The 23,255-nt window shown below is 71.2% G+C and carries 17 protein-coding genes; 9 read left to right on the top strand and 8 right to left on the bottom strand.

The window, feature by feature from the left end; all coding sequences use genetic code 11:
• Window positions 1–433: 433 nt before the first annotated feature.
• A complete protein-coding gene (locus tag CW362_RS36505) occupies window positions 434–883 on the top strand; it encodes a PTS sugar transporter subunit IIA (RefSeq protein WP_103553909.1) in 450 nt (149 codons plus the stop codon).
• A gap of 78 nt (window positions 884–961) precedes the next feature.
• A complete protein-coding gene (ptsP, locus tag CW362_RS36500; protein WP_103553908.1) occupies window positions 962–2,632 on the top strand; it encodes a phosphoenolpyruvate--protein phosphotransferase in 1,671 nt (556 codons plus the stop codon).
• Window positions 2,633–2,715: 83 nt separating this feature from the next.
• Here the strand turns inward: ptsP and CW362_RS36495 are convergent, their stop codons facing one another.
• Window positions 2,716–3,609 carry a hypothetical protein gene (locus tag CW362_RS36495; RefSeq protein ID WP_103553907.1) on the bottom strand — a complete coding sequence of 298 codons (894 nt, stop codon included), beginning with the start codon at window positions 3,607–3,609 and terminating at the stop codon, window positions 2,716–2,718.
• Between the two features lie 22 nt (window positions 3,610–3,631).
• Window positions 3,632–4,840, bottom strand: coding sequence for an MFS transporter (locus CW362_RS36490; RefSeq protein WP_103553906.1), 1,209 nt, complete (start codon window positions 4,838–4,840; stop codon window positions 3,632–3,634).
• Window positions 4,841–4,951: 111 nt separating this feature from the next.
• Here CW362_RS36490 and CW362_RS36485 point away from each other — a divergent pair, with 111 nt between their 5' ends.
• Entirely contained in the window at window positions 4,952–6,271 is a 1,320-nt protein-coding gene (locus CW362_RS36485) for an aminotransferase class I/II-fold pyridoxal phosphate-dependent enzyme (protein ID WP_103553905.1), read from the top strand.
• Here the strand turns inward: CW362_RS36485 and CW362_RS36480 are convergent, their stop codons facing one another.
• Window positions 6,272–8,239, bottom strand: coding sequence for an acetoacetate--CoA ligase (locus tag CW362_RS36480; protein ID WP_103553904.1), 1,968 nt, complete (start codon window positions 8,237–8,239; stop codon window positions 6,272–6,274).
• Window positions 8,240–8,452: 213 nt separating this feature from the next.
• Between CW362_RS36480 and CW362_RS36475 the strand changes: the two genes are divergently transcribed.
• Window positions 8,453–10,828, top strand: a complete 2,376-nt coding sequence (locus tag CW362_RS36475) for a glycoside hydrolase family 31 protein (protein WP_103553903.1) — start codon at window positions 8,453–8,455, stop codon at window positions 10,826–10,828.
• Window positions 10,829–10,831: 3 nt separating this feature from the next.
• Here CW362_RS36475 and CW362_RS36470 read toward each other — a convergent pair whose 3' ends face one another.
• Window positions 10,832–11,368, bottom strand: coding sequence for an NUDIX domain-containing protein (locus CW362_RS36470; RefSeq protein ID WP_103553902.1), 537 nt, complete (start codon window positions 11,366–11,368; stop codon window positions 10,832–10,834).
• A gap of 244 nt (window positions 11,369–11,612) precedes the next feature.
• On the opposite strand from CW362_RS36470, the gene CW362_RS36465 reads away from it, so the two are divergent.
• The 5 genes from CW362_RS36465 to glpK all read left to right on the top strand — a co-directional run bounded on the left by CW362_RS36465 (window position 11,613) and on the right by glpK (window position 17,959).
• Window positions 11,613–12,059: a Zn-ribbon domain-containing OB-fold protein gene (locus CW362_RS36465; RefSeq protein WP_103553901.1), complete on the top strand. Its 447-nt coding sequence runs from the start codon at window positions 11,613–11,615 to the stop codon at window positions 12,057–12,059.
• Between the two features lie 28 nt (window positions 12,060–12,087).
• Entirely contained in the window at window positions 12,088–13,278 is a 1,191-nt protein-coding gene (locus CW362_RS36460; protein ID WP_103553900.1) for a lipid-transfer protein, read from the top strand.
• Window positions 13,279–13,547: 269 nt separating this feature from the next.
• Entirely contained in the window at window positions 13,548–15,197 is a 1,650-nt protein-coding gene (locus tag CW362_RS36455; protein ID WP_103553899.1) for a GGDEF domain-containing protein, read from the top strand.
• Between the two features lie 423 nt (window positions 15,198–15,620).
• A complete protein-coding gene (locus CW362_RS36450) occupies window positions 15,621–16,361 on the top strand; it encodes an MIP/aquaporin family protein (RefSeq protein ID WP_103553898.1) in 741 nt (246 codons plus the stop codon).
• A 77-nt stretch (window positions 16,362–16,438) separates the two neighbouring features.
• Window positions 16,439–17,959 carry a glycerol kinase GlpK gene (glpK, locus tag CW362_RS36445; RefSeq protein ID WP_103553897.1) on the top strand — a complete coding sequence of 507 codons (1,521 nt, stop codon included), beginning with the start codon at window positions 16,439–16,441 and terminating at the stop codon, window positions 17,957–17,959.
• 179 nt (window positions 17,960–18,138) lie between these two features.
• On the opposite strand, the gene CW362_RS36440 is transcribed toward glpK, so the two are convergent.
• Genes CW362_RS36440 through CW362_RS36425 form a run of 4 tightly spaced genes read right to left on the bottom strand, consistent with a single transcriptional unit; the run spans window position 18,139 to window position 23,236 of the window.
• The gene (locus CW362_RS36440; protein WP_103553896.1) at window positions 18,139–18,744 is read right to left on the bottom strand and encodes a GTP-binding protein; all 606 of its coding nucleotides are present in this window, start codon (window positions 18,742–18,744) and stop codon (window positions 18,139–18,141) included.
• Window positions 18,725–22,366, bottom strand: a complete 3,642-nt coding sequence (locus CW362_RS36435; RefSeq protein ID WP_103553895.1) for a hydantoinase B/oxoprolinase family protein — start codon at window positions 22,364–22,366, stop codon at window positions 18,725–18,727. Before CW362_RS36435 ends, CW362_RS36440 begins: the two co-directional genes overlap by 20 nt.
• Before the next feature lie 24 nt (window positions 22,367–22,390).
• Entirely contained in the window at window positions 22,391–22,786 is a 396-nt protein-coding gene (locus CW362_RS36430) for a DUF742 domain-containing protein (protein WP_103553894.1), read from the bottom strand.
• A 9-nt stretch (window positions 22,787–22,795) separates the two neighbouring features.
• Window positions 22,796–23,236, bottom strand: a complete 441-nt coding sequence (locus CW362_RS36425; RefSeq protein WP_103553893.1) for a roadblock/LC7 domain-containing protein — start codon at window positions 23,234–23,236, stop codon at window positions 22,796–22,798.
• Window positions 23,237–23,255 lie beyond the last annotated feature (19 nt).

Raw genomic sequence — 23,255 nt, 5'->3', positions numbered from 1 at the left:
CTTTCCTCCGGGCGCTTCCCTTCGGTCTTGCGTTTCCGACTCTATCAGACCGTTTCCGTATCCGATTTCCTCGGTGCTTTCCAGGTTCCCGCTTCCGCGTTTCCCTTTCCGGCGAGTCCAAACTCTATCAGTCCTTTTCCGTCTCACTGACCGCCATCCCGCGGACATGCGGAACGCGACCCGAGATAGGATCTGACAAGTTGGGTGCTGCCGGGCAACGACGCCTTGCTCACGCCGCTCATCCTCAAGCAGGAGTACGACTCTACATGGGGTGCGGGAGCGGGCGCAAATCGTTTGCCCTGTCCTCTTCGGCGCCAACCGGGATCTCTCGCGCGGAACCGGCACTTCATATGACATACCCTGCTCAACAGTGCCCTGTTCGGGACAGGCAGTGACGGCCCGTACAGATCTCCACCCCCCTCGGAGGCTTTCCATGACCACCGTGACGTCCCCTCTCGCAGGACGCGCCATCGGACTCGCCGCGGTACCGGACCCCGTGTTCTCCGGAGCGATGGTCGGCCCCGGCACGGCCATCGACCCCGAGCGCGAGCCCTCGGAGGCCGTCGCTCCCGTTGACGGAGTGATCGTCTCCCTTCACCCGCACGCGTTCGTCGTCGTCGACGGCGAGGGCCACGGCGTGCTCACGCACCTGGGCATCGACACCGTGCAGCTCAACGGCGAGGGCTTCGAGTTGCTCGTCAACAAGGGAGACACCGTGACGCGCGGCCAGGGCATCGTGCGGTGGAACCCCGCCGCCGTCGAAGAGGCCGGCAAGTCTCCTGTATGCCCGGTCGTGGCGCTCGAAGCCACGGCGGACTCCCTCTCGGACGTCATCGAGGTCGGCGACGTGAAGGCCGGTGACTCGCTCTTCGGTTGGCAGTGACACCGGCGCTGTCCAGGACAGCGCGTTCGACAACGATCACGGCGGCGGTACCCGCCGCACTATTCGGAGACGGGTGAGATGGAGACAACGCTGCGAGGCGTCGGCGTGAGCCACGGTGTGGCGATCGGCGAGGTTCGGCACATGGGAACGGCAGTCCTTGAACCGCCTGCCAAGCAGATCCCGCCGGAGGACGCGGCCCGCGAACAGGCACGCGCCCTCAAGGCCGTGGAAGCTGTGGCGGCCGACCTGATTGCGCGCGGCAATCTGGCGGGAGGCGAAGCCCAGGCGGTGCTCGAGGCCCAGGCCATGATGGCTCAGGACCCCGAGCTGACGGCTGATGTGAACCGGCGGATCGCCGTCGGCAGCACGGCCGAGCGCGCGGTCTACGACGCGCTCGCCGCCTACCGGGCGCTGCTGGCCGGCGCCGGTGAGTACCTCGCCGGCCGTGTGGCCGACCTCGACGACGTACGGAACCGTATCGTCGCCCGGCTGCTCGGCGTGCCCATGCCGGGCGTCCCGGACAGCGACGAGCCCTACGTCCTCATCGCGCGTGACCTCGCGCCCGCCGACACGGCACTGCTGGACCCGACCCTGGTCCTCGGCTTCGTCACCGAGGAGGGCGGGCCGACCAGCCACAGCGCGATCCTGGCGCGTGCGCTGGGTGTACCGGCTGTCGTGGCGCTCCCCGGTGCGGGTGAGCTCGCCGAGGGCACGGTGATCGCCGTCGACGGCAGCACCGGTGAGATCTTCGTGGAGCCGAGCGCGGAGAAGAAGGCACAGCTGGAGGCCGCGGCCGCCGAGCGCAAGGCTGCGCTCTCCGCGTCGACCGGCCCGGGGGCCACCTCCGACGGGCACAAGGTGCCGTTGCTGGCCAACGTCGGCGGCCCGGCGGACGTGTCGGCGGCCGTGGAGGCCGGTGCCGAGGGCGTCGGTCTGTTCCGTACCGAGTTCCTCTTCCTCGACGACAGCAAGCAGGCGCCGTCCGAGGAGAAGCAGATCGAGGCCTACCGCCAGGTGCTCGAGGCCTTCCCCGAGGGCCGTGTCGTGGTGCGGGTCCTGGACGCGGGCGCGGACAAACCGCTGGACTTCCTGACCCCGGCCGACGAGCCGAACCCCGCGCTCGGCGTGCGCGGACTGCGTACGCTGCTCGACCACCCCGACGTACTGCGTACGCAGCTCACCGCTCTCGCGAAGGCCTCGGACGGACTGCCGGTCTATCTCGAGGTGATGGCGCCGATGGTCGCGGACCGTACGGACGCGAAGGCGTTCGCGGACGCGTGCCGTGAGGCCGGGCTGCGGGCGAAGTTCGGCGCGATGGTGGAGATCCCGTCGGCCGCGCTGCGGGCGCGGTCGATTCTGCAGGAGGTCGAGTTCCTCTCCTTGGGGACCAACGACCTCGCGCAGTACACGTTCGCAGCCGACCGGCAGGTGGGCGCGGTGTCCCGTCTGCAGGACCCGTGGCAGCCGGCCCTTCTCGACCTGGTCGCGCTGTCCGCCGAGGCGGCGAAGGCCGAGGGCAAGAGCTGCGGTGTCTGCGGTGAGGCCGCGTCGGACCCGCTGCTGGCCTGTGTGCTGACCGGTCTGGGTGTCACCTCCCTGTCGATGGGTGCCGCGTCGATCCCCTATGTGCGGGCGACGCTGGCCAAGTACACGCTGGCCCAGTGCGAGCGGGCCGCCTCGGCCGCGCGTGCCGCGGACACGGCGGAAGAGGCGCGCATCGCGGCGCAGGCGGTGCTGTCCGGCGAGTGAGCCGGACGGCGCCGTCGGTCGACGGCAGCGGTTGACGGTACGGAGGGGCGCTCCATCTGCGGATGGGGCGCCCCTTTTCGCGTTCAGTGCGTGTGGCCCGTCCCCTTTTCCTCGTCTCCGAGGTCGGGCGGTACGCAATAGTCGACGCCTGATTCCGGGGAGACCAGATCCCCGGATTCGATGTCGGTGCAGTAGGCGTCGAACACCTCTCCGGCGGTGAGGGGCTCCAGGTCGTCGCCGCGCAGACGCCATCCGTAGACACGGTCGGTGGTGTCGGGTGCGGTGATGCGCATGACGAGACCGCAGGCGCTTCGGGTGGCGATGCCGAGGGCCAGGACGGTGGTGAATTCGAGGGCTTCGGATTCGTCGAGGTGTGCGGCGCCTTCGGTGCGTCCTTCCGTCCGCAGTACGGCGACGAGCGTGTCGGGGGCGGACGAGACGCTGCACACCAGGTGGAGTTCTCCCGGGCTCGCGGTGTCGACGACACGGGTGAGGAGATGGGCGGCGCGGACGAAGGAGGCGCGGCCGATGTCCTCGCCGCAGGTCGCGCAGGTGCCCGTACGGGCCAGGAGAGTGGTCGCGTACTCCCAGGTGGCCCGGCGGACCGCTTCGTCGACGAGGTCGGGGACCAGCTGGTCGAGGGGCTGTCCGTCGTAGGGGACGGTGGGGCCGGTCGCCGCCAGTTGGGCGGTGAAGCGGGTTCGGCTGACCGGGGTGTCGGGTTCCAGGCCGCTTTCGGCGCAGAATTCGGCGTACTCCTCGGGGTCGAAGAGTGCCACCGTGGTGTGGCCGCCCTGGGCCGCGAGGGTCTTGAGCAGGGCTTCGACCTGCTGGAGATAGGTCGTGTGGTCGTCGAAGGCGAAGGTGCGGTAGCGCCGCATCGCCCGGAAGTCCTGTTCGTCGGTCAGCAGGCCGATGGTGCCGGCGATTTCGCGGCGCAGGACGCGTCGCATGCTGTGGTTCTGGGTGTGCGCCATGTTTCCCCCTGTGCACAGTCGATCAATGCTCACTCACAGTAACCGGCGGCACTGACAACGCGGGGCGGGTGAGCCGGTCGCGCACGAGGTGATGCTGGAACACGCAGGTCACGGCTATGGTCGCGCCGAAGAAGGTCCACCCGAGGGGGCCGGCGGCGATGGCCGCTGTGACGGCGAGTGGTCCGACGCTGCGCTGCGCGGCCTGTGCCAGTCCGTGGACGCCGAGGTAGGCGCCCTGCGCGGTGTCCGGGGCGAGCGCGACGGAGAGTTCCCAGGAGACGGTGGCATGGAGCATCTCGGCCACCGTGAAGGTGATGGCCGCCGCGGTGAGGGAGAGGGTCACGGCCACGGTTCCCCCCGTCGCGGAGAGGGCCATGGCGACACCGCCGAGGGCGAAGAAGGCGGAGAGCGGGACGAGCAGCGCACGTGCGGCGGCTGTCGTGGCGCCGAACCGGGCCAGGGGGACCTGGAGGGCCACGACCATCACGCTGTTCAGGACCAGCAGCAGGGGCGCGAGGCCGTGGGGCGCACGGTCGGAGTGGGCGATGCACAGAGGCAGTCCGACCTTGAACACGGCGTCGTCGAGGAAGAGGACGGTCTCGGTGGCGACGTAGGCGAGGTAGGTGCGGTCGCGCCAGGGACCGGCGGGCCGCGCCGCGGGGGCGGAGGTCTTCGATGTGGCGACCGTGCGGGCGGCCGAGGGCGGTTCGCCGCAGCGGGCGGTGGCGAGAGCCACGAGCACGAACGAGAGGGCGTCACCGGCGAGCAGCCACTGGTACGCGGCCGTGGTCCCGAGGGTCAGTGCCGCTGCCGCCACGAGGCCTCCCAGGGCCCAGCCGGCGTTGGCGACGGTGCGGTTGAGTGCTTGGTAACGGACTCGGTCGGGACCCGAGACGCGGGTGGCGTAGAGCTTGGTCAGGACGTTCGCCGCGCGGTCCCCGAAGCCGCCGACGGCGGAGAACACCAGGAGGAGGGCGTAGTCGTCGGTGGTCAGCAGGGCGAAGGAGGCGAAGGCCCGCAGGAGTTGGAGCGCGATGAGCACGCGGGTGAGCGGCAGACGGTCGGCGACGATCCCGCCCAGGGGCGGGCCCGCGATGCCGACCGCTCCGGCCACGGCCGCGACGGTACCGATCTGCGCGACCGAGAGGCCGGCCACGTAGGTGAAGTACAGGACGGAGACGGACGCCCACAGGCCGCTGCCGATGCGGTCGGCCAGGGAGATCCAGAGCATTCTCCGTCCGTCGGGGCCTCCTGGCGTGCGTGTCGGCCGTGCGGCTGCGCGACGCGTCGGACTCACTGCTCCCCCTTGCCTCGAATTATGTATTGATACATACTCAGAAACGTGGCAGCACAATATTCGATCAGTGGCACGACGGCCAAGGGAATTGCCTCGTCCGTCGAACGAGGTGTGTCCGAGGGCGCGTTGGAGCCGGGTACCGCACTGCCTCCGGTGCGCGCGCTCGCCGACCGGCTCGGAGTGAGCCCCGGGACGGTCGCGACGGCGTACAAGGAACTGCGGCAACGCGCGATCGTGGTGACCCGCGGGCGCGGCGGGACCGTGGTGGCCGCCGCACCCGCGGTGGCGTCACGGCGGCCACCGCGCGTGCCGGACGGGCTGCGCGACCTGGCGGGCGGCCATCCGGACCCCGAGTTGCTCCCTCGTCTGGTGCCGCCGTCGCGACTCTCCCCGGGTGCTCGTTCCCACCGCAGTACGCCGCGTCTGGCGCGGTTGGAAGGGGTCGTGCGCGACTGGCTGGAGCCCGATGGGGTGCCGACGGAACACGTGACGTTCGCTCACGGTGCGCTGGACCTGATCGGACGGCTGCTGTCGGTGGAGCTGCGTCCGGGGGACGCGGTCGCGATGGAGGATCCCGGCTATCACCATCTCCTGGACCTGGTCACGGCGCTGGGACTGCGCACGGTTCCGGTCGCGGTGGACGAGCAGGGCATCCGCCCCGAGGCCTTGCGGGCGGCCCTGCGGGCAGGGGTGCGCGCGGTGGTGTTCAGCCCGCGGGCGCAGAATCCCTGCGGGGGCAGCTTCTCGGGAGCCCGGCGGGACGCGCTCGTGGACGTGCTCCAGGAGGCACCCGACGTGCTGGTCGTGGAGAACGATCACGCGTCGTCGGTCGCCGACGCGCCGCTGCGCACTCTGACCGCGGGCGGTCTGAACCGCTGGGTCCATGTACGTACGGTGAGCAAGTTCCTGGGGACCGACCTGCGGTGGGCGGCCGCGGCGTGCGATCCGACGACACTGGCCCGTCACGACGGCCGCCTGCTGCTGACGTCGGGCTGGGTCAGCCATCTGCTGCAGGAGACGGTGTACGGGCTGATGACGGACGACGGCACGCGCGCGTTGGTGGCACGCGCCCGGGAGACCTACGCGCTGCGCCGGAACACGCTGCTCCGTGAACTGGCCTGCCGCGGCACGAAGGCGCACGGTGCGAGCGGGATGAACGTCTGGGTGCCGGTGCGGGACGAGTCCGCGGTCGTGAACGGGCTGCGTTCCCACGGATGGTGGGTCGCGGCGGGCGCGCGTTTCAGGACCTCGGCCGCGCCCGGTGTGCGGATCTCGGTCGCGGAACTCCCGCCCGCCGACGCTGTGCGCCTGGCCTCCGACTTCACCGCCGTGCTCGGCGAGTCGGAGGCCACCTACGGAGGATGATCAGCCGCGCTCGCGGGCCAGCTTCTCGTAGAAGCGCAGGAGTTCGACGTCGTCCACGGAACCGACGTTGACGGCCTTCTCCATGGACGCGCCCTGGAGGAGGCGCTTGACCGGCACCTCGATGCGCTTGCCGGTCAGGGTGTGGGGCACTCCGGGCACTTCGATGACCTCGTCGGGAACGTGGCGCGGGGAGAGCTGCTCGCGGATGGTCCCCTTGATGCGCTTCAGGAGGTCCTCGTCCAGGACGGCTCCGGGAGCGAGGTGGACGAACAGCGGCATCCAGTAGCCTCCGTCGGGCTGCTCGACGCCGATGACGAGCGACTCCTTGATCTCGGGGAGGCGCTCGACGGCTTCGTAGATGTCGGCCGAGCCCATGCGCACGCCGCCTCGGTTGAGCGTGGAGTCGGAACGGCCGTGGATCACGACGGAGCCCCGGGAGGTGATGGTGATCCAGTCGCCGTGGCGCCACACTCCGGGATACGTGTCGAAGTAGCTGTCGTGGTAGCGGCTGCCGTCGGGGTCGTTCCAGAAGCGGATGGGCATGGACGGCATGGGGTTGGTGACGACCAGTTCGCCGACCTCGTCGGTGAGGGGCTTCCCGCCGGCGTCCCAGGACTGGAGGTCGGTGCCGAGGCCGGGGGCCTGGAGTTCGCCGATGTACACCGGGAGGGTCGGTACCGCTCCGGCGAAGCAGGAGCACACGTCGGTACCGCCGCTGACGGAGGCGATCCACAGGTCCTCCCGGACCTCGTCGTGCAGCCAGCGGAATCCGTCGGGCGGCAGCGGCGAGCCGGTCGTGGCGACGCACCGCACGCGGCCGAGGTCGAAGTCCCGCGAGGGGTGCACGTCCGCCTTCCGGCAGGCCATCACGTACGCGGCGGACGTACCGAAGAGGGTCGCTCCGGTGCGTTCGGCGATGCGCCACTGGGCGCCCGTGTCCGGGTACCCGGGGCTGCCGTCGTACAGCACGATCGTGGTGCCCGTCAGGAGGCCGGAGACGAGGAAGTTCCACATCATCCAGCCGGTGGACGTGTACCAGAAGAAGCGGTCCCCGGGACCCAGGTCGCAGTGCAGGCCGAGCTGCTTGAGGTGCTCGACGAGGATGCCGCCCTGGGACTGGACGATGGCCTTGGGGAGGCCGGTCGTGCCGGAGGAGTAGAGCACCCACAGCGGGTGGTCGAAGGGGACCTGCTCGAAGACGGGCTCCACGTCGGCGGAGGTCAGCGCCGACCAGTCCAGGGCGCCCTCGGACGCCTCGGTGCCCAGCAGCGGGATGTGGACGACGGCCCTGAGGGTGGGCAGTTCACGGCGCAGTTCGGCGACGGTGTCACGGCGGTCGTGCTCCTTGCCGCCGTAGCGGTAGCCGTCGACGGCGAACAGGACCACGGGTTCGACCTGCTGGAAGCGGTCGAGGACGCTGCGGGCGCCGAAGTCGGGGGCGCAGGAGGTCCAGACTCCGCCCACGGCGGCCGTGGCGAGCAGGGCGACCACGGCCTGGGGGACGTTCGGGAGGTAGCCGCTGACACGGTCTCCGGGGCGTACCCCGAGGGCACGCAGCTCGGTGGCCAGGGATCCGACCTGGCGGCGCAGCTCGGACCACGTCACGGGGACGGACTCGTGGGTCTCGTCGACATGCAGGAGGGCCGGTTCGTCCGCACGGGTCTCCGCGGCGCGCAGCGCGTGCTCCGCGTAGTTGAGGGTTCCTCCGGGGAACCACGCCGCGCCGGGCATGGCGCGATCGCCGAGCACGCGCGTGTAGGGGGTCGAGAACCGTACGTCGAACCATTCGGTGACGGCTTTCCAGAACGTGTCCAGTTCGTCGACCGACCAGCGGTGCAGGGCCGCGTAGCCTCCGTCCGCCGGGGCTCCGTGCCGTTCGGCCGCCCAGGCCTGGAACTTCGTGACCTGCGCCTGGGCGATGCCCTCGGCGGTGGGCTGCCAGAGCGGTGAGGGGTTCGTGGTGGACATGGGGCGGCTCCCGGGCTGTGCGCGTCGTGGGCGTCGGTCGCGCACGAGCGGGGGTGTGCGCGTCACGCGGCTGACACGGACGATGCCATGTGATCGACTTCTTTACCAGGGCACGCCCCACATAGTCGGCTACATGAAGATGTGGCGTTGCAACAGGTGAACGGCAGTTGAACGGCTCACTCGACGGGCGCCGGTGATGGCAGGGTGAGCAGCATGAACGGTCGTGACCTGGTGCGTTCGGTGAAAGCGGTCGGCTCGGGGGGCACCACTCGGGGGTTCCTCACGGTGCGGGCCGCGTGGCGTAGAAGGCGCGCGGATGCCACCGGGCTGCCGCGGCAGGGCTCGGAGCGGGCCCGGGTGCCCGGGCCGGTGCTCGGTGTGGAGCCGGGCCCCGGTGGCGGAGTGGTCCGCTTCACGCGCTCGGAACTGCGGATCACGGTCACGGTGGGCGGAGCGGTCTTCTGGGGCTGGGACGCGGTCGCGCCGGAGCCGTCGTACGCCCTCGCGGACCGCTCCCCCGAGCCGGACCCGCGGGCCGTTCTGGAGCCGGACAAGGACGGCGGCTGGCGGGTCGTGGCCGAACGGGTCACGGTCGTGGTCTCACGGCACGGCGCGGTCCAGGTCCTCACCCCCGGCGGAGTGGCCCTGCGCCGGGATCTGCCGCCCCGGTGGTGGGAACCCGTCGGCGGTGGCGCGGGCCGCTGGATGCAGCGTTCCGAAGTGGCGGCCGACGCCCGGTTCTTCGGTCTGGGCGGTCGGGCGGCGGGACTCCGGCTGCGTGAGGGGACGTACCGGCTGTGGAACACGGATCCGGGGCAGGCCTTCGGGCCGGGCGACGGTCCGCCGTGTCTCACAATGCCCGTGCAGATGGTCGTCGCCGACGCGGGCACGCACCTCGTGTTCCACGACACGTCGTGGGACGGCACCGTGACCCTGCGGGAGGGCGAGGAGGGCGCCGGCTCCGGTCACGACCGGGCGGGCTCGTGCGAGCTGCGCATGGACGGCGGCCCGCTGCGCTGCTGGGTGATGGTGGGGACTCCCGCGCGCGTGCTGCACTCGTGGGCGTCGCTGACCGGTGCCGCGGCGCTGCCGCCCGCGTGGGCGCTGGGGTACCAGCACGCGCGGTGGGGTTTCGGCAGTGAACAGGAGGTGCGCAGGATCGTCGCGGGCTACCAGGAGCGGGACCTGCCGCTGGACGCCGTGCATCTGGACGTCGACCACTTCGACGCCCACCAGGTGTTCACCGTCGATCGCGACCGCTTCCCGAAGCTTCCGCTGCTCGCCGACGAACTGCGGCGCGACGGGATACGCCTGGTGTCCGTCGTCGACCCGGCGGTCAAGGCGGAGCCGGGCAACGCCGTGTACGACAGCGGTCTCGGCGAGGACGCCTTCGTGCGGGGCGCCTCGGGGCAGCTCGTGCGCGGCGTCGCACGGCCCGGGGAGGCCGTTTTCCCGGACTTCACGGACGCGCGGGCGCGCGCGTGGTGGGGCAGGCTCTACGAGGAGCGGCTCGCGCAGGGGTTCGCGGGGTTCTGGCACGACATGAACGAGCCGACGTCGTTCACCGCCTTCGGGGAGTCGACGCTGCCGCGTTCGGCCCGGCATTCCCTGGAGGGCCGCGGCGGTGACCACCGCGAGGCGCACAACGTGTACGCGCTGGGCATGGCCCGTGCCGCCTACGAGGGGCTGCGTGAACTCGCTCCCCGGGAGCGGCCGTTCCTGTTCTCGCGCTCCGGATGGGTGGGGTTGCAGCGCTACGCGGGGACACGGTCCGGGGACGTGGCCACGGGCTGGCCCGGGTTGCGGGCGTCGTTGTCCCTGGTGATGGGACTCGGACTGTGCGGGGTGCCCTACTCGGGGCCCGATGTGGGCGGCTTCGACGGCAGCCCGTCGCCCGAGCTCTATCTGCGGTGGTTCCAGCTCGGGGCGTACCTCCCGCTGTTCCGCACGCACGCGGGTCCCCGGGCCGGACGCAGGGAGCCCTGGGAGTTCGGCGACGAGGTGCTGGAGCACGCGCGCGTGGTGCTCGTCGAACGGCGGCGGCTGCTCCCGTACTTCATGACGCTGGCGCACACCGCGCGCCGCACGGGCGCCCCGTACGTCCGGCCGCTGTGGTGGGGCGGTCCCGAGGACCGGGCACTGCGCGACTGCGAGGACGCCTTCCTGCTCGGCGACGGCCTTCTGGTGGCGCCGGTGCTGGACCGGGGTGCGCTGCGGCGGACGGTGCAACTGCCGAGGGGGCGTTGGTACGACACGTTCACCGAGGAGGCGTACGAGGGGCCGGCTCAGGTGTCCGTGGACGCCCCCCTGTCGCGGATCCCGGTGTTCGCGCGGGCCGGTGCCGTCCTGCCCGTGCGCGGCGCCGACGGTGGTCTGGAGCTGGAGGCGTGGGCGCCCGCGCGCGGAGGCGGTGGGGGCGGGCTCGTCGTGCCGGACACCGGGGACGGCCGGGAGGAGCCGGAGGCCGAACGCCACGTGTCCCGCTGGGAGGGGGACGAGGTGGTGGTCCGACGGGCCGACGGCGCGGGGGGCCTGAGCGAGCCGTCGTACCCGGTGCGGGTGCGGGGACTCGGGAATACCGGGTCCTGACCCTCAGCTGTACCGTCCCTCGAACCAGGCGCGGGCCGCCGCGGTGTGGAGCGGGAAGGCGAGTTCGGCCGGGCGGCGCAGCAGATGCCAGCCTTCCGTCTCGTTCGTGGCGGCGGGCTGCGGCAGTTCGGCGGCGGGGCGTTCCGGGAGGAGCCCGAAGAGCAGCAGGTGACCGGCGGGAGAGCTCATCGCGTCGGCGAGCCGCACGTCCCTGTTCGCGGCGTCGATGCCCGTCTCCTCCTTGAGCTCGCGCACGACGGCCTGCCGCCAGTCCTCCCGGTGGTCGATGAATCCCCCGGGCAGCGCCACGCCCCCGCGCGCGGGGGCGATGGTCCGGGTGATGACGACCAAGGAGGCGCCCTTGTCGTCGTACACGGGTTGCAGGGCCACCGCGACCGGCAGCGGATTGCGGTAGGCGACCGTGCCGCAGGCGGCACAGGTACGGGGCCAGCCGGAGACGCCCTCTCCGTAGGGGGCGCCACAGCTCGAGCAGTGGGAGTCGGGCGCGAAGTCGGCGGGCGGGTGCGGGGTTTCGGACACGCCGCGGACTGTAGCCCATCACGGAACGGACGTCTCCGTGTCGGACCGGATGGCGGGCGGGGGCGGAACGGTCCGGCGGGGAACGGTCCGGCGGGGCGTCCGGAATCATCCCCGTGGCGCCGGGCGGGCCGACGGGCGCTCCCTCGCCCGGGAGCACCCGCCGGCCCGCCCGGCGCCCTGCCCAATTCGCGGTGCCCGTGACACACTTCTGACGTTCCGTCAGATCAAGTGTCCTGGAGGGACCGTGTCGCACACACGCACACCTGTCGTCGCCGGGTGGTTCACCGGGGAGGGGGAGGGCTTCCGCCTGCTCGGCACACGGTGCTCGGCGTGCTCCTCGGTGTTCTTCCCCCGCGAGGACGCCTTCTGCCGCGATCCGGGGTGCGCCGGCGGCGAGCTGACGGAGGTGCCACTGTCCCCCCGGGGCCGCGTCTGGTCGTACACCGACAGCCGGTACCGACCGCCGTCACCCTATGTGACCGACCCGGAACTCTCCTGGAAGCCCTGCGCGTTGATCGCTGTGGAGCTGGAATCCGAGCGCCTCGTGGTGCTCGGCCAGGCGGTTCCCGGGATCACCGTCGCGGATCTGGCGGTGGGCATGGAGGTGGAGGTCGTCCCCGGCGTGCTGCACGAGGACGAGGAGACGACCTGGACGACGTGGCACTGGCGGCCGACAGGGGTGACGGCATGAAGGACACGGGGCGGACAGGGGTGACGGCATGACCGGTGACGTGGCGGTGCTCGGTGCGGGGATGCACCCGTGGGGCAAGTGGGGTCGCCGTTTCGTCGAGTACGGGGTCGCCGCGGCGCGCGCGGCACTGACCGACGCGGGGATCGGCTGGCGGGACGTCGACTCGATCGTGGGCGCAGCCACCGTGCGCGGAGGCTATCCGGGGTACGTGGCGGGAGCGACGTTCGCGAAGGCACTGGGATGGCGGGGAACACGGGTGGCGAGCGTGTACGCGGCCTGCGCCTCCGGGGCGCAGGCACTGGGCACGGCGCGTGCGCAGATACTCTCGGGCCTCGCCGAGGTGGTCCTCGTGGTGGGCGCGGACGCGGCGCCCAAGGGGTTCTTCCGCCCCGCCGGCGGGGACCGGCCGGACGATCCGGACTGGCTGCGCTTCCGTGTCCTCGGGGCGACGAATCCGACGTACTTCGGGCTGTACGCGCGGCGCCGGATGGCCCTCTACGGCGACACCCCGGAGGACTTCGCCCAGGTGAAGGTGAAGAACGCGGCTCTGGGCGCGCTCAATCCCAACGCCCGTTACCGCAAGAGGGTCACGGCCGAGGAGGTCGCCTCGTCGGCCGTGGTCGCCGATCCGCTGCGGCTGCTCGACATCTGCGCGACGTCGGACGGCGGCGCCGCCGTGGTGCTGGCCGGCATGGAGTTCGCCCGGCGGCACGGGGCCGCCGAGCCCGTACGGATCCGCGCCGTGTCGACCGTGTCGCCGCGCTATCCGAACACCGTGCTGGACCTGCCGGACATCGCCACGGACTCCGCTGCCGGTGCGGAGCCCGCCGAGGAGACCTTCCGGGCTTCCATCGCCCGAGCGGCTTACGAGGAGGCCGGTATCGGGCCCGAGGACCTCTCGTTCGCCGAGGTCTACGACCTGTCGACCGCGTTGGAACTGCAGTGGTACGAGGACCTGGGGCTCTGCGGGGAGGGCGAGGCCGCCAAACTCCTGAGGGAAGGCGCCACGGCACTCGGCGGGCGCATACCGGTGAACGTCAGCGGCGGGCTCGCCTCCTTCGGGGAGGCCGTTCCGGCGCAGGCCATCGCCCAGGTGTGCGAGCTGACCTGGCAGTTGCGTGCCGGTGCGGGTGACCGGCAGGTCACCGGGGCACGGGTGGGGATCACCGCGAACCAGGGGTTGTTCGGCCACGGTTCTTCGGTCGTGGCGGTGCGGTAGCACCGCGGTGGTGGTCCCGCGGCATCGGTCCCGCGGTGGTCCGCGCCTGATCCGGGGATCCGGCGCGGACCGGCGCACGCTCCGCCGCCCCGGACCGCCCCATGCGTCTCCCCCGGCACGGATGACACCACCCACGGACCGGTCCCGGTCGACCCTTGCGTGCGGCGCGCCCGGGCCCTCTCCGACACTTACCGTGACGACCCGGAAATCCTGCGTGAACACCTCGTGAATCGCTCACCGGCGTACGCCGACAGCGGCACCATGCTGCTGTGCCCTCCTGGACGGATATGATCCGTTTCGCCTTCCAGCCGGTCGTCAATCTGACGACCGGAGGGGTCGCGGCGCTGGAGACGCTCGCCCGTCCGGAGTCCGGCGACATCCTGGCGCAGGCACGTCGCGACCCCGAACTGGACGGCCGACTGGCCGCGTTGGCGGTCAGGGCCGCCGCCCGCGGGGAGACGCTGCTGCCCCTGCACGTGAACGTGTTCGCCGGAACGCTGGCCGACCTCGGCCGGCTCTCGGCACTGCGCGACGAGGTGCGGGAAGCCGGACGGCTGCCCTGCGAGGTGACCGTCGACGTCGTCCCGCCGTACACGCACGTGCCGCAGCACGCCCTGCTGGAGGCGGTGGCCGCGGTGCGCGGCGAGGGGTTCCACATCTGCGCGGACGGGATCGGTGACGGCGACGTACCGCTGCGCCTGCTCACGGATCTCGCCCCGGAGCTGATGAAGCTCGACGTGTCCCTGCTGTCGCGGCCCGCGGCGGTGCGCGCGATGCGGACGCTGTGCGAACAACTCGGCGCGCTGCTGTCCGTCGAGGGCGTCGAAACGGAACTGCAGTGCGCCGCCGCGCTGTCTGCGGGGGCACAGCTCGCGCAGGGCGACCTGTTCGCGCCGCCCGCCCGGCGCCCCTCGGCGGACGTGTACGTTCCGGCGTTGACGTCCGGTGTCCACGGAGCGCCCCGGTCCGGGCCGTCCGTGGGACAGTTCGTCCGCCCGGCCGCGCTGCTGCCGGCCACCGCGTCGGCCGGACAGGTCAGGGCCCTGCTCACCGGGTCGCCCGACGTGTCCGGTGTGCTGCTCGTGGACCCGTCCGGGACACCGGTCCGCTCGGTGCACCGGTCGCGCTTCCTGCTGTCGATGTCCGGACGCTACGGGCACGCGCTGTACGCCGACCGACCGGCCGCCCGACTGGGTGACGTGCCGCGTACGGTCGGCGTCGACGCCACGGCCTGGGAAGTGCTCGACGTCGTCGCGGACGGGGACCGGGACCGCACGTCCGACGATGTCGCGGTCGTCGACCGGTACGGGCGGTGCGTGGGCGTCGTACGCCTGGCGGACCTCGTACGGGCGCTGTCGGAGAGCCGGGTCGAGGAGGCCGCCGGGCTCAACCCGCTGACCCGGCTGCCTGGTTCGGACACCATCACCGGGGAGGTGGACCGGCGGATCGCGGACGGCCGGACGTTCGCGCTGAGCTGGCTGGACATCGACCACTTCAAACAGGTCAACGACGGAGCGGGGTTCGCGGCCGGCGACGAGCTGATCCGGTCGGTGGGGCGGATGCTGCAGCACTCGGCGTCCGGGGCGACCATGGTCGGACACATCGGCGGCGACGACTTCCTGGTCCTCGCCGACCCGGACACCCTCGATCCGCTGGCCGCCTCGGTGCTCGACGTTCCCTGGGCGGCGGGCGGCCGTGCCGTCACACTGTCGCTGGCCACGGTGCTGTGCGCGCCCGGCAGTGTGGTCGACCACCGGCAGGCGGCCACCTCCCTGGCCCCCCTCAAACAGGCCGCCAAGGCTCTGGACGGGGCGAGTTGGGTGCTGGGACGTGCGGGGCTGCCCGGTCATGAGGTCCGCCGCGGGACCGGGACCGGACACGGTCCGATGGAGCCGTACGGGCAGACGCTGACCGGCTGACCCGGCCGAACGTCCCGGCCTCCTGACCGGCCGGCCATCCGGCGCCCCGGCCATCCGATGACCTGGCCATCCGATGACCTGGCCGCCCGGCCGAAAACAATTCACCCGCACGACCCCGTACCCCTCCGCGGCACGTCTTCTTCGCGCCCTCCAACCGGTGCGGTCCGCGACCTTGACGCCCCCTGGGCGCCGGTGAACACTTCCGGGTGTCGTCGGCATCGCCGCGATCGGACGCCGCTCCGCTCGGGTTTCCGACCTGCGCCCAGGGCCGTTCCCCACAGGCGATTCCGCTGCGACGGCACGCTCGTCACGGACGCCGGACGGGGCGCGGGACCTCCCTGCCTCCGGCTGAAGCAGCCATGGGAACGCACTCTGCACGGTGGCCCGGAGCGGATCGTTCCGGGCGAGAGCCTAGGAGCCGCCATGAGCAACGGAGACATCTTTGTCGGCGAGTTGATCGGCACGGCGATTCTGATCCTCTTCGGCGCGGGTGTGTGCGCCGCTGTCACCCTGCACAGATCGAAGGCCCAGGGAGCGGGCTGGATCGTCATCACCTTCGGATGGGGCTTCGGTGTCCTGGCCGGTGCCTACACCTCGGCGCCCCTGTCGGGAGGGCAGATCAACCCGGCGGTCACCATCGGGTTCGCCATCGAGGGTTCCACGAAGTGGTCGGACGTACCCTTCTACGTCCTCGGGCAGTTCACCGGGGCCGTCATCGGGGCGGTCCTGTGCTGGCTGCTCTACCTCGGCCAGTTCAACCTCAACGCCGAGGACGACAAGGCCATCGAGACACTGGGGATCTTCTCGACGCGTCCCGAGATCGACAACCCGGTGCAGAACCTGATCACCGAGATCATCGCCACCGCCGCCCTGATGCTGCCCATCCTCGGAATGGTCGGCGGCGGCAAGCACGTCGCCGGCATCGGCGACGCGGGGCTGCCGGTCCTGCTCATCTCCTTCCTCGTCGTCGGCATCGGTCTCTCGCTGGGCGGCCCCACCGGGTACGCCATCAATCCGGCCCGCGACCTGGGACCGCGTCTCGCCCACGCGCTGCTGCCGATCCCCAACAAGGGCACTTCGGAGTGGGGATACTCCTGGATTCCGGTGATCGGCCCGATCGCGGGTGCCGCCGTCGGCGCCGGCATCTACAACGTGGCCTTCTGACCGGACGCCGCCACCGCCGAAGTCCGGCCTCCTGACGAGAACACAGCCTCCTGACGAAGAACACGTAAGGGGACGACATGACGGACAACGCCGAGAAATACGTCGCCGCGATCGACCAGGGCACCACTTCCAGCCGCTGCATCATCTTCGACCGGGGCGGCGCGATCGTCGCCGTCGACCAGCGCGAACACCGCCAGATCTTTCCCAAACCGGGCTGGGTGGAACACGACGCCACCGAGATCTGGTCCAAGGTGCAGGCCGTGGTCGCGGGAGCGCTCGCCAAGGCCGGACTGCGCACCGACCAGCTCAGCGCGCTCGGCATCACCAACCAGCGCGAGACGACGGTCCTGTGGGACCGCGCCACCGGCAAGCCCGTCCACAACGCGATCGTCTGGCAGGACACCCGCACGTCGGCACTCTGCACCGAACTGGGCGGTCCGGACGGCCAGGACCGTTTCCGCGAACAGACCGGACTCCCGCTCGCGAGCTACTTCTCCGGGCCCAAGGCGGCCTGGCTGCTCGACAACGTCCCGGGCCTGCGCGCACGCGCCGAACGCGGCGAGATCGCCTTCGGCACCATCGACTCGTGGCTCATCTGGAACCTGACCGGCGGCACCGACGGCGGGCGGCACGTCACCGACGTGACCAACGCCGGGCGCACCATGCTGATGAACCTCGACACCCTCCAGTGGGACCCGTCCATCCTCTCCGCGATGAACATCCCCGAGGCGGTGCTCCCCGAGATCAGGTCCTCCGCCGAGGTGTACGGCACCGCCGTGGGCCAGCTCGGCGGTGTGCCGGTCGCGTCGGCGCTCGGCGACCAGCAGGCGGCGGTCTTCGGCCAGGCCTGCTACGACGTCGGCACGGCCAAGAACACCTACGGCACCGGCAGCTTCCTGCTGTTGAACACCGGTGACAGGCCCGTTCCGTCGAAGAACGGGCTGCTGACCACCATGGGCTACAAGATCGGCACCGAGGCTCCGGTCTACTGTCTCGAAGGGTCGATCGCGATCACGGGCGCGCTGGTGCAGTGGTTCCGGGACCAGTTGGGCATCATCCGTTCCGCCGACGAGATCGAAACGCTGGCCGCGAGCGTCGAGGACAACGGCGGCGCGTACATCGTGCCCGCCTTCTCGGGCCTGTTCGCCCCCTACTGGCGCTCGGACGCGCGCGGCGTCATCACCGGTCTCACGCGGTACGTCACGAAGGCGCACCTCGCTCGCGCGGTCCTGGAGGCCACGAGCTGGCAGACGCGTGAGGTCGTGGACGCCATGCACCAGGACTCGGGGGTGCGGATCACCACCCTGAAGGTGGACGGCGGCATGACCGGGAACAATCTGCTGATGCAGCACCAGGCGGACGTCCTCGGCGTGCCGGTGATCCGCCCGAAGGTCTCCGAGACGACCTGTCTGGGCGCCGCGTACGCGGCGGGGCTGGCGACCGGCGTGTGGAACGACCTCGACGAGCTGAAGTCGCACTGGCAGAAGGACGTCGAATGGACGCCGTCCATGGAGGCCTCGGTGCGCGACAGCGAGTACCACAACTGGCGCAAGGCGGTGGAGAAGAGCCTCGGCTGGCACGACGACACCGCCGGATGACCCCGGTGCCCGCGCCGGCGGAGCGTCGGCGCGGGCACGGAGCCGGCGCGGGACAGAGGTTCACGCGCGCGTGCGGTTCGGGTGAACCACGCGCGCGTGCATGGCCGCGGCCCGTACCCCGGTCGGCGGGGGTACGGGCCGCACCCGCGCTTCGTGACGGCCGCGGCGCCGCGCGGGCGTCAGGTCGTGACGGCCTCACGGGCGGCGGCGGCGTGCGCCATCGCGTGCTGGACGACGCGGATGAGGACCTCCTTGACGGACTCGCGGTCCCTCGCGTCGCAGAGGACGACAGGCACACCCGGGTCGAGGTCGAGGGCCTGGCGGACGGCCTCGGCAGGGTAACGGGCGGTGTCCTCGAAGCAGTTGACTCCGACCACGAAGGGTATGGAGCGTCGCTCGAAGTAGTCGACCGCGGCGAAGCAGTCCTCCAGGCGGCGGGTGTCGGCCAGCACGACGGCACCCAGGGCACCGGTGGCGAGCTCGTCCCAGAGGAACCAGAAACGGTCCTGGCCGGGAGTACCGAACAGGTACAGCACCAGGTCCTCGCGCAGCGTGATCCGGCCGAAGTCCATGGCGACGGTCGTGGTGTGCTTGCCCTCCACACCACTGATGTCGTCGATGGGCCGGCCCGCCTCGGTGAGGAGTTCCTCGGTGCGCAGCGGCCTGATCTCGCTGACCGCGCCGACGAGGGTCGTCTTGCCCACGCCGAAGCCGCCCGCTACCAGGATCTTGAGCGTGACGGGCTCGACCGGAGGCTTCCCGCGCTCAGAACGCCCGAAGATCATCGATCTCTTCTCCTGCTGTGTGGGGGTCGCGCGGCGGTGGGCCGTAGCCCCCGCCGCCGGGGGTTTCGATGACGAGCACGTCGCCGGGTCCGACGTCCGCCGCGTCGCTTCCGCCGAGTTCCGTGACGGTGCCGTCGGCGCGCTCGACCCGGTTGGCGCCGAGAGCACCGGGCTCGCCGCCCGCCATGCCGTACGGCGGCACCCTTCGGTGCTGTGAGAGCGTCGAGACGGTCATCGGCTCCAGGAACCGGATACGTCGTACGGCGCCGTCGCCGCCCCGCCAGTTTCCGGGGCCGCCGCTGCCGTGTCGAATCGCGAACTCGTCGAGCCTGACGGGCAGTCGCCACTCCAGGACCTCGGGGTCGGTGAGCCGCGAGTTGGTCATGTGGGTCTGTACGACGGGGGCGCCGGGAAAACCGTCGCCCGCGCCCGATCCGGAGGCCACGGTCTCGTAGTACTGGTGGTGATCGTTGCCGAAGGTGACGTTGTTCATGGTGCCGGAACCCTCGGCCTGCACGCCCAGGGCCGCGTAGAGGGCTCCTGTGATCGCCTGGGACGTCTCCACGTTGCCCGCGACGACGGCGGCCGGGGGCTCGGGGGCGAGCATCGACCCCGGCGGCACGACGATGCGCAGGGGGCGCAGACAGCCGTCGTTGAGCGGGATGTCGTCGTCCACCAGGGTGCGGAACACGTACAGGACCGCGGCGTTGACCACGGCGAGGGGCGCGTTGAAGTTGGTGACGAGCTGTGCGGACGTGCCCGTGAAGTCGACGGTGGCGGAGCGTGCTTCGCGGTCCACGGAGACACGGACCCGGATGACCGCCCCGGAGTCCGTCTCGTAGGCGAACTCGCCGTCCTCGAGCGTGTCGACGACGCGGCGCACCGCTTCCTCGGCGTTGTCCTGGACGTGCTTCATGTACGCCTGGACGACGTCGAGCCCGAAGTCCTCGATCATGCGGCCGACCTCGTCGACGCCCTTGCGGTTGGCGGCGATCTGGGCGCGCAGGTCGGCGAGGTTGGTCCCCGGATTGCGCGAGGGGTGGGGTCCGGCCGTGAGCAGGGCCAGTGTCTCCGCCTCCCGGAAGCGTCCGTTCTCGGCGAGCAGCCAGTTGTCGAAGAGGACGCCCTCCTCGTCGATGACGCTGCTGTTCGCCGGCATGGAGCCCGGCGCGATGCCGCCGATCTCGGCGTGGTGGCCGCGCGAGGCCACGTAGAACAGGATCCGCTCACCCTCCGTGTCGAAGACCGGGGTGATCACGGTGACGTCGGGGAGGTGGGTACCGCCGTGGTAGGGGTCGTTGACGGCGTAGGTGTCGCCGGGCCGCATGGTGCCGCGGCGGCGCCGGACGACCTCCCGCACGCTCGTCCCCATCGAGCCCAGGTGGACCGGGATGTGCGGGGCGTTGGCCACCAGGTTCCCGTCGGGGTCGAACAGAGCGCAGGAGAAGTCCAGGCGTTCCTTGATGTTGACGGACTGGGCGGTCGATTCCAGGCGGGCGCCCATCTGTTCGGCGATGGACATGAAGAGGTTGTTGAAGACCTCGAGCAGAACGGGATCCACTTGCGTGTCGAGATCGGAACTCTCCGTAATCGCCGCGCGTTCCATGAGCAGATGCCCGTCGTCGGTCGTCACGGCCCGCCAGCCGTCGTCGACGACGGTGGTCGCGCCCGCCTCGGCGATGATCGCGGGTCCGTCCACGGTCTCGCCGGGCGGGAGTTCCTCGCGCCGGTGCAGGGGTACGTCGCGCCAGGCGCCGCCCGTGTGGAGTCCGACGGTCGGCGCGGTGGCCGGGCGTGAGGCGCGTGCGGCTTCACGGGGGGCGAGGGCGGAGAGGTCGGGGGGTTCGGTGAGACCGGTGGCTTCCACGGAGAGGGCTTCGACGACGACCGGACGGTCGAGGGTGAAGGAGTAGGTGGCGCGATGACGTTCTTCGAAAGCGTGGGTCATGGTGTCGGGCTCGGTGAGCTCGACGGTCAGCGCCGTGTCCGTGCCGTCATAGCGGAGCTGGGCCCTGCGGGTGATCCGGATGCGGTGCTCGGGGACGTCCTCGTCGAGGAGTTCGGCGCGGGTGGCGCTCTCCAGGTCGTCGGCCGTCTTGAGGATGCCGGGCATCGCGGAGGGTTCGAGGCGGGTTTCGACGGACTGTTCGCGCATGGCGGTCGTGTCGGCGAGTCCGATGCCGAGGGCGGACAGGACGCCTGCCATGGGCGGGACCAGGACGGTGCGGATGCCGAGCGAGTCGGCGACCATGCACGCGTGCTGGCCGCCGGCGCCACCGAACGTGGTGAGCGCGTAGCGGGTGACGTCGTGGCCCTTCTGCACGGAGATCCGCTTGACGGCGTTGGCGATGTTGGCCACGGCGATCCGCAGGTAGCCCTCGGCGACCTGCTCCGGGGTGCGGTCGTCGCCGGTCCTCTCGTGGATCTCGTGTGCGAGGGCGGTGAACCGGTCGCGGACGAGAGCGTCGTCGAGGGGCTGGTCCCCGCCGGGGCCGAACACCTTCGGGAAGTGGGCGGGCTGGACGCGGCCGAGGGCGACGTTGGCGTCGGTGACCGTCAGCGGACCGCCGTTGCGGTAGCAGGCGGGTCCGGGGACGGCTCCGGCCGAGTCGGGGCCCACGCGGTAGCGGGAACCGTCGAAGTGGAGCACCGATCCGCCGCCCGCGGCGACCGTGTGGATGTCCAGCATGGGGGCGCGCAGCCGGACCCCGGCGATCCGGGTGGTGAAGGTCCGCTCGTAGCCTCCGGCGAAGTGGGAGACGTCCGTGGACGTGCCGCCCATGTCGAAGCCGATGACCCGGTCGTGGCCGGCGAGCTGCGACATCCGGGCCATGCCGACGATGCCGCCCGCGGGGCCCGACAGGACGGCGTCCTTGCCGCGGAACTGGCCGGCTTCGGCGAGGCCTCCGTTGGACTGCATGAACATCAGCCGTACGTCCCGGAGTTCGGCGGCGACCTGCTGGACGTAGCGGTGCAGCACCGGCGACAGGTAGGCGTCGACGACGGCCGTGTCACCGCGCGGCACCAGCTTCATCAGCGGGCTGACCTCGCTGGACAGGGAGACCTGTGGGAAGCCGACACGTGTCGCCAGCGCGCCCACGGCCTGTTCGTGGGCGGGGTGGAGGTGGCTGTGCATGCAGACCACGGCGACCGCGCGGATCCCGTCGTCGTACGCCTCCTGGAGGGACACGGCGAGGGTGTCCAGGTCGGGGGCGCGCAGGACGGTGCCGTCGGCGGCGATCCGTTCGTCGACCTCGACCACCCGCTCGTGAAGCAGCTCGGGGAGTTCGATCGCCCGGGCGAAGATGCTTGGGCGGTTCTGGTAGGCGATGCGCAGGGCGTCGCGGAAGCCCCGGGTGGTGACGAGGAGCGTGCGCTCGCCCTTGCGTTCCAGAAGAGCGTTGGTCGCGACGGTGGTGCCCATGCGGACGGCGTCGACCGGGGCGTCCGTGGAGTCCCCTTCACCGCCGAGGAGTTCACGGACGCCCGCGACGGCCGCGTCGGAGTAGCGGGCCGGATCGTCGGACAGCAGTTTGTGCGTGAGCAGCCGGCCGTCGGGACGCCGCGCGACGATGTCCGTGAAGGTACCGCCCCGGTCGACCCAGAACTGCCAGCCTGTCACGTCTGTTCCCCGTTTCCGCCCAGCTCAGAGCGCCCGGAGGCCGCTGATCACGTCGCGCAGAATACTCTCGTCCGGCAGCTCGGCAGGGGGTACGGGGCGTGTCACGTGGACCATTTCGTCATCCACCAGGTCCCCGATCAGGACCCGCACCACTCCGACGGGCAGATCGAGTCCGGCCGCGAGTTCCGCGACCGACTGGGGGACGTCACGGCAGAGTTCGACGATGTCCACGTGTTCCGGGGACAGCGTGTGGTCCGCCTCGGGGTCCTCGGCGTGCTGTTCCGTGACCACCAGCGCGATCAGATCGAGGCGGTGCTGAGCCGCGCTGGTGGTGCGTCCGCGGGTCATGGCGTACGGGCGGACCACCGGTCCCGCCTCGTCGTCGAACCAGTGGCGTCTTCCCTGACCGTCTCCGCTCATGTCATCCCACTACCCGCCCGAAGGCAGGTCGGTGCGCGGACTGGAACCCAGATGCACACCGACTCGCTTGACGAGGAGCGTCATTTCGTACGCGACCTGGCCTACGTCGGAGTCGGCGTCCGAGAGGACGGCGAGGCAGCTGCCGTCGCCGGCGGCCGTGACGAACAGGAACGCCTCGTCGAGTTCGACGACGGTCTGGCGGACACTGCCCGCCTCGAAATGCCGCCCCACGCCCTTGGCGAGGCTGTGGAAGCCCGAGGCGACGGCGGCCAGGTGCTCGCTGTCCTCCCGGGTGAGGTCCTTCGAGGCCCCGGTGGGAAGGCCGTCGCCGGAGAGCACGATCGCCTTGCGGATACTGGCGACACGGTCCACCAGTTCGTCGAGCAGCCAGTTCAGCTCGCCGGACGCGTTACCGGTCGCGGCGGGCCCTGCGGCCTTCGGTGCGGTCATCGACCGTCCCCCTTTGTCG

The organism is Streptomyces populi, assembly GCF_002911015.1.
GTDB lineage: Bacteria > Actinomycetota > Actinomycetes > Streptomycetales > Streptomycetaceae > Streptomyces > Streptomyces populi.
Note: the sequence above shows the minus strand (reverse complement) of the source record. Positions and strands in the feature narration are given on the sequence as shown.